This window comes from Bacillus lumedeiriae, from assembly GCF_044891285.1.
GTDB classification, from domain to species: Bacteria; Bacillota; Bacilli; order Bacillales; family Domibacillaceae; genus Pseudobacillus; species Pseudobacillus lumedeiriae.
The window spans coordinates 142,037-157,259 of the sequence record NZ_JAUIYO010000004.1 but is presented as its reverse complement, the minus strand read 5'-3'; the positions used below and the strand labels follow the sequence as shown (position 1 = coordinate 157,259).

Annotated in this window: 13 protein-coding genes; 8 read left to right on the top strand and 5 right to left on the bottom strand. The window is 42.3% G+C overall.

The genetic code is table 11. From position 1 onward, the window contains the following. Positions 1 to 2 precede the first annotated feature (2 nt). Positions 3 to 641 carry an arylformamidase gene (gene kynB, locus QYG89_RS08365; RefSeq protein WP_404316593.1) on the bottom strand — a complete coding sequence of 213 codons (639 nt, stop codon included), beginning with the start codon at positions 639 to 641 and terminating at the stop codon, positions 3 to 5. A gap of 142 nt (positions 642 to 783) precedes the next feature. On the opposite strand from kynB, the gene purU reads away from it, so the two are divergent. Then, positions 784 to 1,686: a formyltetrahydrofolate deformylase gene (gene purU, locus QYG89_RS08360; protein ID WP_404316518.1), complete on the top strand. Its 903-nt coding sequence runs from the start codon at positions 784 to 786 to the stop codon at positions 1,684 to 1,686. A 279-nt stretch (positions 1,687 to 1,965) separates the two neighbouring features. After that, positions 1,966 to 3,129, top strand: a complete 1,164-nt coding sequence (trpB, locus tag QYG89_RS08355; RefSeq protein ID WP_404316515.1) for a tryptophan synthase subunit beta — start codon at positions 1,966 to 1,968, stop codon at positions 3,127 to 3,129. Between the two features lie 104 nt (positions 3,130 to 3,233). Here trpB and QYG89_RS08350 read toward each other — a convergent pair whose 3' ends face one another. Next, positions 3,234 to 4,880 (bottom strand): ABC1 kinase family protein, encoded by a 1,647-nt coding sequence (locus tag QYG89_RS08350; protein ID WP_404316512.1) that lies wholly within the window; start codon positions 4,878 to 4,880, stop codon positions 3,234 to 3,236. Positions 4,881 to 5,118: 238 nt separating this feature from the next. On the opposite strand from QYG89_RS08350, the gene QYG89_RS08345 reads away from it, so the two are divergent. The 5 genes from QYG89_RS08345 to QYG89_RS08325 all read left to right on the top strand — a co-directional run bounded on the left by QYG89_RS08345 (position 5,119) and on the right by QYG89_RS08325 (position 10,904). Next, complete coding sequence (locus QYG89_RS08345) at positions 5,119 to 6,225, top strand: fatty acid desaturase family protein (protein ID WP_404316509.1); 1,107 nt, start codon at positions 5,119 to 5,121, stop codon at positions 6,223 to 6,225. A gap of 348 nt (positions 6,226 to 6,573) precedes the next feature. Beyond that, positions 6,574 to 7,053: a Cys-tRNA(Pro) deacylase gene (ybaK, locus tag QYG89_RS08340; protein WP_404316507.1), complete on the top strand. Its 480-nt coding sequence runs from the start codon at positions 6,574 to 6,576 to the stop codon at positions 7,051 to 7,053. A gap of 208 nt (positions 7,054 to 7,261) precedes the next feature. Beyond that, positions 7,262 to 8,320: a hypothetical protein gene (locus tag QYG89_RS08335; RefSeq protein ID WP_404316505.1), complete on the top strand. Its 1,059-nt coding sequence runs from the start codon at positions 7,262 to 7,264 to the stop codon at positions 8,318 to 8,320. Between the two features lie 265 nt (positions 8,321 to 8,585). Next, complete coding sequence (gene nhaC, locus QYG89_RS08330; RefSeq protein WP_404316502.1) at positions 8,586 to 10,022, top strand: Na+/H+ antiporter NhaC; 1,437 nt, start codon at positions 8,586 to 8,588, stop codon at positions 10,020 to 10,022. Between the two features lie 6 nt (positions 10,023 to 10,028). Next, complete coding sequence (locus tag QYG89_RS08325; protein WP_404316500.1) at positions 10,029 to 10,904, top strand: MBL fold metallo-hydrolase; 876 nt, start codon at positions 10,029 to 10,031, stop codon at positions 10,902 to 10,904. Between the two features lie 91 nt (positions 10,905 to 10,995). On the opposite strand, the gene QYG89_RS08320 is transcribed toward QYG89_RS08325, so the two are convergent. After that, positions 10,996 to 11,823 carry an alpha/beta hydrolase gene (locus QYG89_RS08320; protein ID WP_404316498.1) on the bottom strand — a complete coding sequence of 276 codons (828 nt, stop codon included), beginning with the start codon at positions 11,821 to 11,823 and terminating at the stop codon, positions 10,996 to 10,998. Positions 11,824 to 12,052: 229 nt separating this feature from the next. On the opposite strand from QYG89_RS08320, the gene QYG89_RS08315 reads away from it, so the two are divergent. Further along, positions 12,053 to 12,190 carry a hypothetical protein gene (locus QYG89_RS08315; RefSeq protein WP_404316495.1) on the top strand — a complete coding sequence of 46 codons (138 nt, stop codon included), beginning with the start codon at positions 12,053 to 12,055 and terminating at the stop codon, positions 12,188 to 12,190. Between the two features lie 352 nt (positions 12,191 to 12,542). On the opposite strand, the gene QYG89_RS08310 is transcribed toward QYG89_RS08315, so the two are convergent. After that, positions 12,543 to 13,622 (bottom strand): AI-2E family transporter, encoded by a 1,080-nt coding sequence (locus QYG89_RS08310; protein WP_404316492.1) that lies wholly within the window; start codon positions 13,620 to 13,622, stop codon positions 12,543 to 12,545. Between the two features lie 169 nt (positions 13,623 to 13,791). Beyond that, entirely contained in the window at positions 13,792 to 15,150 is a 1,359-nt protein-coding gene (locus QYG89_RS08305) for a YjiH family protein (protein ID WP_404316489.1), read from the bottom strand. Positions 15,151 to 15,223 lie beyond the last annotated feature (73 nt).

The following is a 15,223-nucleotide window of genomic DNA, read 5'->3' as shown; positions in this document are numbered from 1 at the left end:
TCCTAGTTATTGGAGAGCGGACGGAGCACAGCGCGGACAGGACTCCCATCAGCTCCTTCAATGGCTAAGGGCAGGGCAATGAGTTCGTAGTCACCGGGCGCCGCGTGATCAAGCACGATATTTTCCAAAATGTGAATGTTATTTTTGTGGAGGGAGTGGTGCACTGCCATCTCTTTGCTTTCGAGCAAATCAACAGAAGGTACGTCCACACCGATTAAGCAAATACCGCTTTCTTTGAGAAATGGACCGATATCTGGACGAAAAGGCATTGTCTTCTTCGGAAATAGGTGAGGCTGACTTGCAGAGACTGTTTTGAAAAGCAGCCGTTCGGTTCCCTCTAAGTGAAATTCTTTTAGCTGCTTCGTCCCAATTTCTTCGAAGTGGGAGACATCGATGACTCGGGCCTTGCCGATAAACACATCTAAATCAAGTTCAAGCACGGTTTTACCTTCGGAGTCAAAGTGAAAGGGAGCATCAATGTGTGTACCTGTATGCAGACTCGTTGTCATTTGACCAATGTTGACAGATCCGGTTTGTTTCTTTGTAAAAGATAGTTTGTAAGAAAAGAGAATATCACCAGGCCAGTGGGCAATCCGGCTGTTCAGCGGCTGAGAAATATCAATCCATTTTGATTTCATTATCACTGTCACATCCTGATTTGTATATTTGATAACCTTTTGATTAACTAAAGATACCAATATAAATTTATCAAAGAAAACTGTTTTCATTCCTCTTTTATAGTATAATGGATTATTGATTATCGCAAAAAGGCAGGGTTTTATTATGGATAAAAATGTGAAAATAAGCCCTTTTACACGGGAGAAAGAGTATAAAGACCGCGGCAGACTGCTTGTCAAGTGTCCGGATCGTCCGGGGATTGTTGCTGCCATTTCCAAGTTTTTAGCTGACCATCAGGCGAATATTATTGAGTCGAGCCAGTATTCCAATGACCCAGAAGGCGGGACGTTTTTTATCCGCATCGAATTCGACTGTCCGCAGTTAGTAGAGAAACAAGCGGCGATGGAAGCGGATTTTAAAGAGTTGGCAGATACATTTTCTATGGATTATCAATTTACCTATGCAGAAGATCGAAAGCGGACGGCTATCTTTGTTTCAAAGGAGCCCCATTGCTTGCTTGAGCTGCTATGGGAATGGCAAAGCGGCGACTTGCCGACAGACATTGCGCTTGTCGTCAGCAATCACGAGGATGCGAGAGGGATGGTAGAATCACTGGGCATCCCATTCTATTATATCCCCGCTAATAAAGACATTCGCAAACAAGTAGAACAGGAACAGATCGCTCTGTTAAAAGAGCATGATATTGATTTGATTGTTCTTGCCCGCTATATGCAGATTTTAACGTCTGATTTTGTCAGTGCGTTTCCAAATCAAATTATTAACATTCATCATTCCTTCCTTCCGGCGTTTATCGGTGCCCGTCCGTACGAGCGTGCTCATAGCCGCGGGGTGAAGCTGATTGGTGCAACGTCGCATTATGTGACAAATGATCTCGACGAAGGTCCGATTATTGAACAAGATATCGAACGGGTAAACCACCGGGACGATGTGATGGATTTAAAGAAAATCGGCCGCTCCATTGAACGCCGTGTACTTGCAAGAGCGGTCAAGTGGCACTTAGAAGATCGTGTGATCGTTCACGAAAATAAAACCATTGTGTTTCAATAAAAAAAGCTGCTTTGGACGAGCTGATACTGCAGACAATATGCAGTACGCTCGATCTAAGGCGGCTTATTTTTTTAGCTATGTTAATGACTGACTATTGTTGATTTTGCCCCTCTGTTGACTGGAGAAGAAAGCGAGTGCACTCAGCAGGGAAGTTTAATAAAGCTTACTTTTTAATATTCTTCTTGCCTCATAGAAGAGGTAATTGACGAATAAATAATGAATTGATATAGTAGTAAATAATTTTCAGAATACTTTTGTAGCCGAGAGGAGCAAAGACAGATGAGTATAGTTGAGACAGAGAAAGGGTATTTTGGACAGTTTGGAGGAAGCTTCGTACCACCAGAATTGAAGGAAGCGTTAGACTATTTAGCTGCACAGTTTGAACAATATAAAGATGATCCGGAGTTTGTAAAAGAATATAATTATTATCTGAAAGAATATGTCGGCCGTGAAAATCCGTTAACGTATGCGAGTCAATTAACGGAGCAGCTCGGCGGTGCTAAAATATATTTAAAGCGGGAAGATTTGAATCATACCGGCTCTCACAAAATTAATAACGTTATCGGGCAAATTTTGCTGGCGAAAAAGATGGGAGCTAAGCGAGTCATTGCTGAAACAGGTGCTGGACAGCATGGGGTAGCAACAGCAACTGCGTGTGCGATGTTTGGCATGGACTGCGTCGTATATATGGGAGCGGAAGATACTCGCCGTCAGGCACTGAATGTTTTCCGGATGGAGCTTTTAGGAGCAGAAGTTGTAGCTGTTGAAAGCGGACAAGGGCGCCTGAAGGATGCTGTTGATGCAGCGCTTAACGATTACGTAGCCAACTACAAAAATACATTTTATTTACTCGGTTCAGCAGTAGGACCCCACCCGTACCCAACGATGGTCAAACATTTTCACGCGGTCATTAGTGAGGAGTCGAAACGGCAGATTCTTGAAAAAGAAGGCCGTCTTCCGGATGCAGTATTCGCCTGTGTCGGCGGCGGGAGCAATGCGATCGGTGCATTCGCTCATTATATTGATGAGCCGTCTGTCCGTCTAATTGGTGCAGAGCCAGAACAAGCGGCTACCCTAACAAAAGGAAAGCCGGCTACTTTGCACGGATTTAAATGTTTCGTGTTGATGGACGAAGAAGGCAATCCGCTGCCAACTTATTCTATTGCTGCAGGACTTGACTATCCGGGGGTAGGTCCTGAACATAGTTATTTGAAAGAAATCGGGCGTGCTGAATATTATATGGTGACGAATGAAGAAGTACTCGAAGCTTTTCAAACGCTCTCGCGTACAGAAGGGATTATCCCAGCCCTTGAAAGCGCCCATGCTGTTGCACAGGCGATCAAAATGGCGCCTGCTATGGGAAAAGATCAAATCATCATCGTAAACATTTCAGGCCGCGGTGATAAAGATGTTGAACAAGTATTTGAAATGATGAAGAAATAAGAAGCAAGTAGACATTTGTCTAATAGGCTGAAACCGGCGCTTTATACGCCGGTTTTTTTGTTCTGTTAGATGATGTGTTTCTCATGCGCAAAGCAAACTCTATGCTATTTCGGCCCTTTAAGCCATTTCCGATGAGCCCACAAGCTGGATACATAATAGAGGAAGCTGATGAAGGCGAGCACTCCGCTGCCATAAAGCCAAAGTTCTTGTTCGAGGAAAAACGTACTAGCCATCAAGAATAGACTAATGACGATGAAAAGGAGTGCATCTCTTGTTTTAGACAATAAAAACGCTTGTTCAAGCTGCCGCTGCCCATGCCTCTGCCGCCATTCCCGGTATTTTCGCGGTTCGTCCAGTGTTTGTTCAATTTGGCGGGGAATGGATAACAAGGGACGGATGGATCGTATGAGTAAATGTAAGATCGTCCGATTGGAAGCAGATCCTGGTTCGGGATTCTCTTTCAACCATTTAAAAATGAGCGGTTTGCTGACTTCAAGCAAGTCAATATCGGGGTCAAGGATATATAAAATACCAATAAATATGGAAGCAGCCCGTCCAAAAAAGGCGAATTCGCTCGGCAGCTGGATGGGTTGTTCTTTGATGATCGTTTCCACATCTGACAATAGCTGTTCCATTAAAAAGTCATCGGCCATTGTAAAATGATGTTCGGTGTAGGTAGTGACAAGTGTACGAATGATTTGTTTTAAACGTTCTTTATCCGCATCTGGAAGTAAAAAGTGCAGACGTTCGAGAGAGGATACAACTTGATCGTAATCTCCTATAAGAATGCCTTCTACACCCTGTCGAATAGAGGCAGCATCGCTTTTTCTAATGTAACTAACCATTCCGAAGTCGATAAGGGTGATCGTTCCATCCTTTTTTACTAAAATGTTTCCCGGGTGTGGATCAGCGTGAAACTTTCCCTCTTGAAGCAGCTGTTCTAAAAACATTTCCATTAATCGAGCAGCAAGGTCGCGGCGATTAATGCCATTCTCCTGAAGAAACTTCAAGTCCGTCACACGGGCGCCTTCTACCCATTCCATAACGAGTACTTTCTCCGTTGAATATTCCTCATAGTAAACGGGAATATCTACTTTTTCGAATGCTTCATATCGTTTTGTGAAATAAAGGCCATTTTCTAGTTCTTTTAGGAAGTCTAATTCTTCCCCCACGGTTTCTTTTATCTCTTGATACAATGTCGGCAAATCTATTTGTTTACCGAACGGGGTCAAGAATCTTGCAAGCCACATTACAATTCGAATCGCTTTAAAGTCCGTGGAGATGATCTGTTGAATGCCTGGCCGCTGGATTTTTACGGCTACTGTCTTTGCATCGGGCAGAACGGCTTTGTATACTTGTCCTATAGAAGCTGATGCAATCGGGTGTTCGCTAATTTTTTGGAGAACGGCATCGTACGGCTTGCCCCACTCTTTTTCTAAGATGTTTTTGACTGCTGCCCACGAGACGCTGGGGACCCGGTCAATCAAGTCTTCTAGTTCCTTAATAAAGATGGGCGGCATAATATCTGCTCGTGTACTTAAAAATTGGCCGAGTTTAATGAGCAAACCATCTAAACGCAAGGCGGTCCGCCGATACTCCGATGCCTGGCGTTTCAATAAATCTTCCCATTTTTTCGTGGTTTGCTTTGTCCACTTTCCGCGGTGCTTTTTATGAAAAAAAGTTATTTGTAAAAAGAACCTTACTGACATCGTCACAATAATAAACATTCGGTAAAGAGCAAAGTTTTTCACAAATCTTCTTCCTTTCCGGATGCAGGATTTATTTTCATTCTAAAACAACGGTCTGCTTTCTGTACAATCAGTGATGCGTCAAATATAGTACCAGGGATTACCATCTAATTTTAGTACCAAGTCATAAATTGATTGACAACTGTGAAAATAAAGTGTTACGATTAGGCCTGTTGAAAGCAGAATTTAAGTCAGCTAATGACAGATGATTATTTAACATTTAGAAAAGAGGGAAGGTATATTGAAAGAGCTCCAGTCATTTGCTTGGTATGCCGCTCGTGTAGCGCCGCATCTTCCTAAAAAGGCATTTCAACCAGCTCCAGAACGATTGTGGGGAGGTTTGGCCTATCTGATTGTTGTCGTATCTGGGATATTAACCATTAGTTTAACCGATTTTAATATATGGATAAACTCTATCATTGCTATCGTATTAGGCACATCTTTTGCAGCGATGGGCTTTCTTGGCCATGAAATTCTGCATGGAACAGTCGTAAGGAAAGCATGGCTTCGCGAATTAACGGGAGGAATCGCTTTTTTCCCTTTAAGTGTCGGTCCAAAGCTGTGGATTAAGTGGCACAATGTGACGCATCATCGTCATACACAGGATGAGGAGAATGATCCAGATGCCTGGCCGACGGTTGAGCGGTTTTCAAAGGCTAAAGTGTTTAAGCCTTTTTATCAGCTTCCATTTTCTGTACGTGGATGTTTAGAGATGGCTTTTTTAGCGATTACCTTTACAATTCATTCTTCGCGTATGTTTAAACGTTTTATAAAAGAATTTCAGCAAGAAAAGCGCCCGTCTGTCTGGTTCCAATTACTTTTTCCGTGGACGGTATGGATCAGTCTGCTCGTTTTGATTGGACCTTTGAAATGGACATTTGCGTTTTTGATTCCGCTGTTAATTGGGAACTTTATTGTCATGGCTTATATTGCCACGAACCATCGGTTAAATCCACTTGTGCCTGTCAATGATCCGCTTGCTAACAGCCTGACGGTAACGGTACCTAAATGGGTGGACGTGCTTCACTTTAATTTCTCATATCATACCGAGCATCACTTATTCCCGGGAATGAGTTCTAAGTATTATCCGCTCGTGAAAGCTGAGATCAAAAAGCAATGGCCGGAACGATACCATGAGATGCCAATGACTCAAGCGCTTGCTGCCCTTTATAAAACACCACGTTTATACAGCGGTGAGACTCAAACAGAACTTGTTGATCCTTCGGCAGGAGAAACTTACGGCACACTTGGCCATGGGTTGAATCCAGCTGACATTAAGCCGAAAGAGGAAGGATCAGTTTTATTATCAGAAAAGAACGTTAAGCTCAATGAACGATTAATGAAATAAGACAAGCCGGGGCGTCCCATAAGGTTCTGACCTCACCTTCAATATATTATATGCAGTGGATGTTTATCCTTCTAAATATAAAGTATATTGTTGATGTGAGTCTGACACTTTAATTTGGGGCAGTCTCGGCTTTTTGTGATTATTTGGATATGTTAATATTGATTTTCGTTGGAGGTGATCGCTTTCTAGGGGTGATCCGAGAGCCTCCACGCCGCTATTGTTCCTTCCGCTCCAATCAACAATAGTCATGAACATAGCCTTATCATGATTTAAAGACGAATGAGAATAGGAGTACAGCGCTGATAGAGTGATACTATAATCGTAAAAAACAAAAGGGAGATGAAATAGATGAAAGGTAAAACGAATGCGGTGCGTATGCTCGATGCAGCGGGATTGCTGTACGACATGTACGCTTATGATCCAGCCGACGGCAAAATAGATGGTGTATCTGTGGCAGAGAAAATCGGAAAAAATGAAGATAGTGTGTTTAAAACACTCGTAACGATGAGTGCGGACAAACAAATTTATGTGTTTGTTATTCCTGTAGCAGCAGAACTTGATTTAAAGAAGGCAGCCAAAGCAGCAGGGCAAAAGAAGCTAGATATGCTTCCTGTAAAAGATATTCAAAAGTATACAGGCTACATAAGAGGCGGCTGTTCGCCGATCGGTATGAAAAAAGAGTATCCAACATTCCTTGATCCTCGAACCATTTCCCAGGAAACGCTGATTGTCAGTGCGGGAAAAATCGGCCGGCAAATCGAATTAAAAACAGCCGATTTGATTACAATTACACATGCAGTAACCGAACATGAAATCATCAAAGGATAGATGCTTCGAAAGCACGAACAATCGGTTTGAAATATCGCAGAACGCACTAGGAAAGTGAATAACAAGTAAAAAAACGCAACGGATTACCAGCTTGATGAAGGTCGTGTTTGAACTTCCTGTCCCGCTGCAAAAAGTCACATAGATCATGCCAGTTTGCATATAGTGATAAGAGGCCCACTTTTAAAACGAGATGCGAAGAGGTGTGAAAATGAGTGGAAATGTGATTCGCTATTTTACAAGAGGGAATACTGCAAAAGGATTATACAGTCTGCTTGATACGAATCTTCAAGGGATACAGCAGGTCTTTCTTGTAGACGGGGGGACACCAGCGGAGAAGAAAGCGTGTTTCCAGCAGCTCATAGATCTGATGCTGGCAAAAGGGATGGATATGGAGCTGCTGCATTGTCCGGGTGATCCTGATCAAGTAGAGGGGATCATTGCTATAGAAAAATCAGCGGCCATTTTAATGAAGCAGGCAGCACCAGCTGTTTCAGGTCCGCACGTACAATATGTGAAAATTCCAGGCAGAGCAGATATTCCAGCAGATAAGCGGCAAAAAGTTCTCCAATTAGCAGAGCAGGCGGAAGAGGCTCGGCAAAATGCCTACACGTGTTTTCAGCAAGCGCTAGTTGTCCATGATGAATGGGAGGCCATTTATATTAAACAGCTCGATAAGAGCAGAGCAAATGAGCTGAGTAATGAAATCATTGCTCAATTAATTCCTTCAGCAGCTGTGGGTAAAAAAGCAACGGTGAAACACCGGTTTCTAGGAGCGGCTACGCCGAAAGGAGCCGTAGATTTTGTAGGGAATTTAACAGACGGTCTCGCTAAAAGATATTTTATTAAAGGCCGTGCAGGAACAGGGAAATCGACCGTACTTAAAAAGATTGCTTCTGCCGCGGAAGAGAAAGGCTACGACATAGAAATTTATCATTGCGGTTTTGATCCGGCTAGTGTGGATATGGTCATTATCCGTGAGCTTGGCTTTGCTATTTTTGATAGTACTGCCCCCCATGAATATTTTCCAGAGAAAGCAACCGATAGCATTATTGATTTGTATCAGGAAATTATTAAAGCTGGCACCGATGAAAAATACGCGGCTGAAATTCAGGAGATTGCCGGCCGTTATAAGGCATTCATGAGCAGGGGAACTGCGTACTTAGCTGAAAGCAAACGCTGCAAAGAGGAAATGGCAGCGTGCTATCCGCAAGCGGCAGACCTTCAGACAATAAATCGCTTGTGTAATGAAATAATCGCGAGACTTTGAAAAATGTCACCAAACCAGCCCCTCTGGTTATCCGTGGGGCTGTTTTTTATTCTAGAAAAATAATAACTTACAGTTAGGTACGATAAATAATGAATAAATCTACTAAATTTTATATTCAGAATAGAGTTATAATTGGTATAGTATGAATAACGATTTACAAGAAGTAGGAGGAAAATGTTTTGGAGAAAAAAGAATTATTATTAGGAGCGGTTTTTTCCTATGATTTACGTATACCGCTTGCAAAAGGTGCAGGGGGAGAACGTTGATGTCAAAAAAACTTAATATGTTATTAGCTGTCGTTCCATTACTTGTTTTAGTGGCTGCTGCAGCGTCTTCTATTTTTTTCTGGAAAGCAGGTATGCTCATACCGCTGTTCGCGGGAATTGCAGCGACAGCTATTGTTGGATTAGTTATTGGGTTTAGGTGGAGAGAATTAGAAGGTTTCATGACGGAAGGTGTTTCGAAGGCATTGCCGGCAGTATTTATTTTGTTTATTATAGGGACTATTGTCGGGACTTGGATTATAAGTGGCGTTATTCCAACTTTAATCTATTATGGACTAGGTATCATTGATCCAAGAATCTTTTTGCCTACCGTTGTGCTTACGACAGGCATTGTCGCTATTACATTGGGCAGTTCTTTTACGTCAATCGCCACCATTGGCCTAGCATTTATGGCAATTGGCCAAAGTATGGGGTTTTCTCCTGCTGTCATTGCCGGCGGAATCATCTCAGGTGCTTATTTCGGGGACAAACTTTCCCCGCTGTCAGATACGACGAATGTGGCGCCTGCCATGGTCGAATCAGACTTATTTTCGCATGTCCGTCATATGCTTTGGGATACCATTCCCGCCTTTTTTATTACACTAGTTATTTTCTTTTTTATTGGGTTTGGCCATTCGAGAGATTTGACAGGAGCAGAAGGCATTCAAACGATCATGACCGGTTTACAAGATACATTTGTCATTCATCCTCTTCTGCTGTTTATGCCTGTCTTTACGATCTTTTTAATGTTAAAGCGTTATCCTGCTGTCCCTTCACTTGTCATTGTTAGTTTGCTGGGCGGTGTCATTGCTTTGACTGTTCAAGGAAATAGTTTATCTGAAGTGGTCAATGCTATGACTAGCGGATACAAGGCTGATACAGGTAATGCAACGATCGATTCACTGCTCAGCAGAGGCGGCATTGCATCCATGCTCAACACCATTGGTCTGATTATTATCGCGACTGCACTCGGCGGGATTTTAGAAGGAACGGGTATTTTTAAACGGATCATCAATACGATACTGACGAAAGCTCGCAGCACAGGATCTCTTATTTTATCCACGCTTGTTTCTTCACTCGTAATTGGCTTTGCGAGCGGGGCGCAATTTCTAGCAATCATCCTGCCAGCGCGCGCCTTTTTAAATGCGTATAAAGAGCGCGGACTGGATACAAAAAATTTATCGAGAAGTGTTGAAGCGGCGGGAACAGTAGGTATTAATCTTGTTCCATGGAGCGTTCCTGCTATATTTGCTGCGGATGTACTAGGGGTTAGCCCATTTGCTTTTATCCCTTATATTTTCTTTGCTTACCTTGTGTTAATCATTAATGTCCTATACGGGTATACAGGGATTTCAATGGCGAAAAAAGACTATGGCGTAAAAAAATATGAATCTACTACAAAGGAATTTGAACATCGAATTGACCAATTAGGGAGCTGAAAGCAAGTGGTAAAATTAGAAACGGTTATTAAAGTATTGGGGACAGCGCAGGACGGGGGAGTTCCGCAGCCTAACTGTTTCTGTCCTAACTGTAAGGATGCCTTAAAGAACCCGCTCAAAAAAAGATTGGCTGCATCGCTTGGCATTCTTTTACCTCAACTGAAGAAGTGGTATTTAATTGACGCGACACCAGACTTTAAAGATCAGTTGAATATGATCAATGCTGAACATCATGAACCACAGGAGTTAAGCGGCATCTTTTTAACCCATGCGCATATTGGCCACTATCCGGGTTTAATTTTTCTAGGCAAAGAAGCGATATCCGCTCAATCTCTTCCAGTTTTTACTGGTGAAAAGATGCACCACATGTTAAAAGAAAATGCGCCGTGGAATCAATTAATTGAACTGAATAATATTGAGATACACCCATTAGTGCCAAATCAAAACCCAACATTAAATGTTGATTTTGAGATCATGCCTATCAGTGTGCCTCATAGAAATGAATTATCAGAGACATTCGGGTTTATCATTAGCGGCCCTAACAAAAAAATTCTATATATTCCGGATATTGATCGATGGGAAGACTGGGAACACAGCATCGCCGAAATGGCTTCAACAGTTGACTACTGTTTACTGGATGCTACTTTTTATTCAGCGGATGAATTAAAACGATTGGGAAGAAACTACAAAGAAATTCCGCATCCATACATAGAAGAAACGATGGATTTATTGCAGGAAGTGGTGGATCAGAAGAAATGTGAAGTATATTTTTTGCACTTTAATCATACAAATCCAATAATAAATTCAGAAAGCCCTGAATATAAAAAGCTAGTCGAGCGAGGTTTCAAAGCGGCACGTGAAGGAATGGAATTTATATTATAAGGGGTATCAATAAAGAGTTCATTGATACAGAAAAGAACATTCCTATCAATGGCAAGTAACAGAGTATATTTCTGTTACTTGCCATTTTTGTTTAATTAGGCCATAAAAAACGGCCGATGAGCTGATCCACTTCTTCACTTTCATGCAGACCGCTATGGGTGATGCTCTGATCTGAAACAATTGCTTTTTGGAATTGGCGAGGTGGAACGATTTTCTCCAGACTGAGGGCGCTGTCGATGGAAACAAGCTGATCACCGGCACCGGCAATCGCCAGCACTTGTACATCTGATGGAAACAAATGCTTTTGTTTGAAAAGCTTTTGCAGTGCTGCTGAATGTGGCATTAAATCAGTGGCAGCTGCCCCGACGTTTCTTTTTAAGTAACTTTTATCTTTTAATCCAGAAAAAGGACTGCCGATGACGACTAATTTATTGATGAACGGATAGCCGGGTTTTCTTGTATATTCCTCAAGAAATTTAACAGACATGATGCCGCCCATCGAATGTCCGACTAGATTCACTTCTTCCAATTTGTATGTTTTATGCAGAGCATATAACGCCTTGGAGAGCCAGTATGATGTATCTTCAAAATTGGCCCGATTGTTTTCAAAAATGACTTGAACAAACAGACGTCCCCCCGCTGTAAAGTCAGCTGTTTCGTCAAAGAGAACCCGGCCATCGGCTGTTACGCGGCAGATCAGTCCTTTTTTTCCAAAGTGGTGAGTGTTCTCAAAACGTTCCAGCATGGATTGAAAAGAAGCAGCTGATCCTTTATATCCATGCACAAAAACAGTGACATTAGACGGGAGAACCGTTTTCTTAGAATGAGCTGTTTTTGCATTCCACAGGGAATCGGCACTTATATAAATGAGACTAAAAATGAGCAGAAAAGCCGGTATCAGTTTGTATAGCTTTCTCACAAGGTGCAGTCTCCTTTTTCGTTGATTTCTTTTTTGTCAGCTTTGTTCAATAGGCCGGTTGATTTTTCGTCCCAATCAACAATAATGACTAACATAGCCTTTTTGTATTATATAGTTTCTTTTATTTACAACAAGGCTATGCAAAGACTTTTGTTTATGTTCATTTATAATTTGATGGCAGCAGGAAAATGAGAATAGACGGTTAATATGACAAGCAGGAGGTGATTGTGTGCAAGAACGGGTCGGTGTGTGTGATCGGTGCGGAAAAGGACTATATTGTTTAGATGGATTTTTCAATGGAATAAAAGAAGGTGGAAAGATTTTTTGCTTCGAATGCGGGGAAAAAGAAGAGCAAGATGAACAGTGAAGAGAGCGTCTCAACATTATCACTCTTAGGAGCATCCGCTTTTTGTATAGTTCTTTGCACTTATCCGTTAATTGCCGTTTCAGGCGCTTCGCTTTCCGCGGGGCAAACGGTGAGCCTTTTCACCGCTAAAGCTCCTGCGGGGTCTCACCTGTTCGTCTTCTCCGCAGGAGTCTTCGCGCCTTCCACTACAATCAACTCAGTGAAAAATAATCGTCGGCACTTTATTAAAAAGTAATGAATTATTCACATTTTGTATGATGAAGTTACCGCATACTACTACCAGACAATTCATTCTGCTTATGAATATAGAAGATTTGACCCCCGGGCACCAACTCTCCCTCTCCTGCAGTTTTTAAACGTCTTTTGTGACCGCTTCTTTGATTTCACGGCGTTCTGCGTATAAATTCACAGCAATCGTTTTGATAATGCCGTACGTTGGGATGGCTAAAATAATACCCCAGATGCCAGCGATGTTACCTGCTGCCAGAATCAATGTAATGACCGTCAGCGGGTGAATATCAAGTGCTTTTCCCATAACGTTTGGCGAGATTAAGTTTGATTCAATCTGCTGGGCAATGAGCATAATAAGTGCAACCCAGACGGCCATTTGCGGGTCTTGAATCCAGGCAACAAATAGGGCTGGAATCACTGCCAGATAAGGGCCTAGAAACGGAATGATATTCGTGGCCATGCCGATAAGCGCTAGAATTAATGAATAATCTAAGTCGATAATTAAATAGCCGATGAACAGCATTGCACCGACGAGAAAGCTGACGAGAAGCTGTCCTTGAATATAGGCTTGCAGCGTTTCATCCAGGTCTTTTAATGTCCGGAGAACCCATTGTCTGCGGTGTCCTGAAAAGAAATTAGCGAGAAAAGGAGCAAACTTTTCTCTATCCTTCAGCATGTAAAACAAGAAAAATGGAACGAGTACCGTTAAGAATATAGCTTGCAGCAGCCCCTGAACAAAGTTAATCAGCCATGAGCCGAAAGACATTGCCCAGCTCTCTATATTTCCTTCTGCATCCTCTAAGGACTGAATCGCGAATGCAGGAAGCCGTTCTTTCTGATTCATTAAGTAATTGATTCCATCCTGAGCGGCCTGAATCATTTGTGGTGTGTTTTTCGCGAGCCTGGATCCCTGCTCGTTCACGATCGGTCCGATCATGGCGTATAAAACCCAAAAAACCACGATAAGCAAGACAAATACACTTAAAATAGATGCCCATCTTGGCAGTTTTTTTCCTTCAAGCCATTTGACAAGAGGACGGGTGACATAAAATAGTACGCCGGCAAGCAGGAGCGGCAGAAAGACCGTCTTTGCCACGATGACGAGCGGTAGAAAAATGTCATTTATTTCTCTAAAGAGTAAGATAATAATCAGGATGAGCACAATGGCCGCACCCATTTGAAACCATGTTTTATTCGTCAATCCATTCAACACTTCCTTCCGTCCATTGAAGCTGCTACTCACATTATACAAATAATTGCCGGAATAAAGAAATGATTCATACCAACAAAAGAAAGAGCTGTTCCAGCAAAGTAGGTTCTCCCGTCAAGGGATCTGTACTTCGCTTGGACAGCTCTGGTAAAATGTTTCATTAAAATAATAAATGGGCCATTCCTGCAATAATCGGCAGAGAGATGAGCGTTCTTAATAAGAAAATAAGAATCAGGTCTTTTATCGTTACTGGAATTTTCGTTCCAAGCAGAAGACCGCCGACTTCTGACATGTAAATTAACTGTGAAACGGAAAGGCTGGCAATGACAAAACGTGTTAACTCGCTTTCGATGCCTGTACCGATAATAGACGGTAAGAACATATCGGCAAATCCGACAGCAATCGTTTCAGATGCTTCTTTGGCAAACGGGATTTGCAGCAATTCTAACAATGGGATGAACGGCATGCCAAGCCACTGAAAGAATGGGGTTGTTTCCGCAATGATTAAAGCAACTGTACCAATAGCCATAACGACCGGAGCAACTCCAAGCCACATGTCGATCACATTTTGCATGCCGTCTTTTATGATAGCGGAAGGTTTGTTTTGTTCGGCTTGAATTACCGCCCGTTTCAGTCCATAGCTCAATGGTGTATAACCTTCGGGAATACTTTCATCATCGCTTTTTCTTGGTTCACCGCCGATGAATGTATCTGCCTTTTTAGAAAGAGGCGGGATGCGCGGCAAAATTAAAGCACATACAATACCAGCTAAAATAACTGTTCCGTAGAAGGGAAGGAAATAACGGGCTAGTCCCACTTGGTTAATGACGACTAAACAAAACGTGACCGAGACGACAGAAAACGTCGTACCGATAATAGCCGCTTCTTTTTTTGTGTAAAATCCTTCCTCATATTGCTTGCTCGTCAGCAATACACCGATTGTTCCATCTCCAAGCCAGGAAGCAAGACAGTCAACGGACGAACGGCCCGGCAATTTAAATAGCGGACGCATAATCTTTGTTAAAGAATAGCCAAAAAACTCTAATAATCCAAAGTTTAATAGCAGCGGCAATAGCAGGCCGGCAAATAAAAAAGTAGAAAACAAAATAGGGAGCAATGAATATAACAGCAGGCCGCCGGTGTTTTCTGAATGCACCCAGTCAGGCCCAAGTTTGTAAAGAGTCATGACAGCAAAGACAGCACCAATCACGCGTACAGACGCCCATATCGGAGCCACATCGAACAATGAGGCTAAAAATGGAGAATGACGAACAAATGCTGGCCGAAACGCTTTTACAAAAAGCGTACCTGCAGCTGCTAATATCACTAAATAAGTCATAATGGTTGGAATGGCAGCCCCGATCGCTGACTGTAAAGAGTTAGATAGAATAGCAATAGGAATCGTCAGCTCTCCATTGATCGGTATCGGTGTCATAAAGAAGAAAACCCCTATTAGGGATGGAATCACAAAACGTAAAATATTCGGCAAAGAGCTTTTAGTAGCAGAAGAAGTTTCCATTCAACACGTTTCCTTTCTGTATAAAAAACGAATATTTATTCACATACACTAAATTTAATACATAACCAATTAA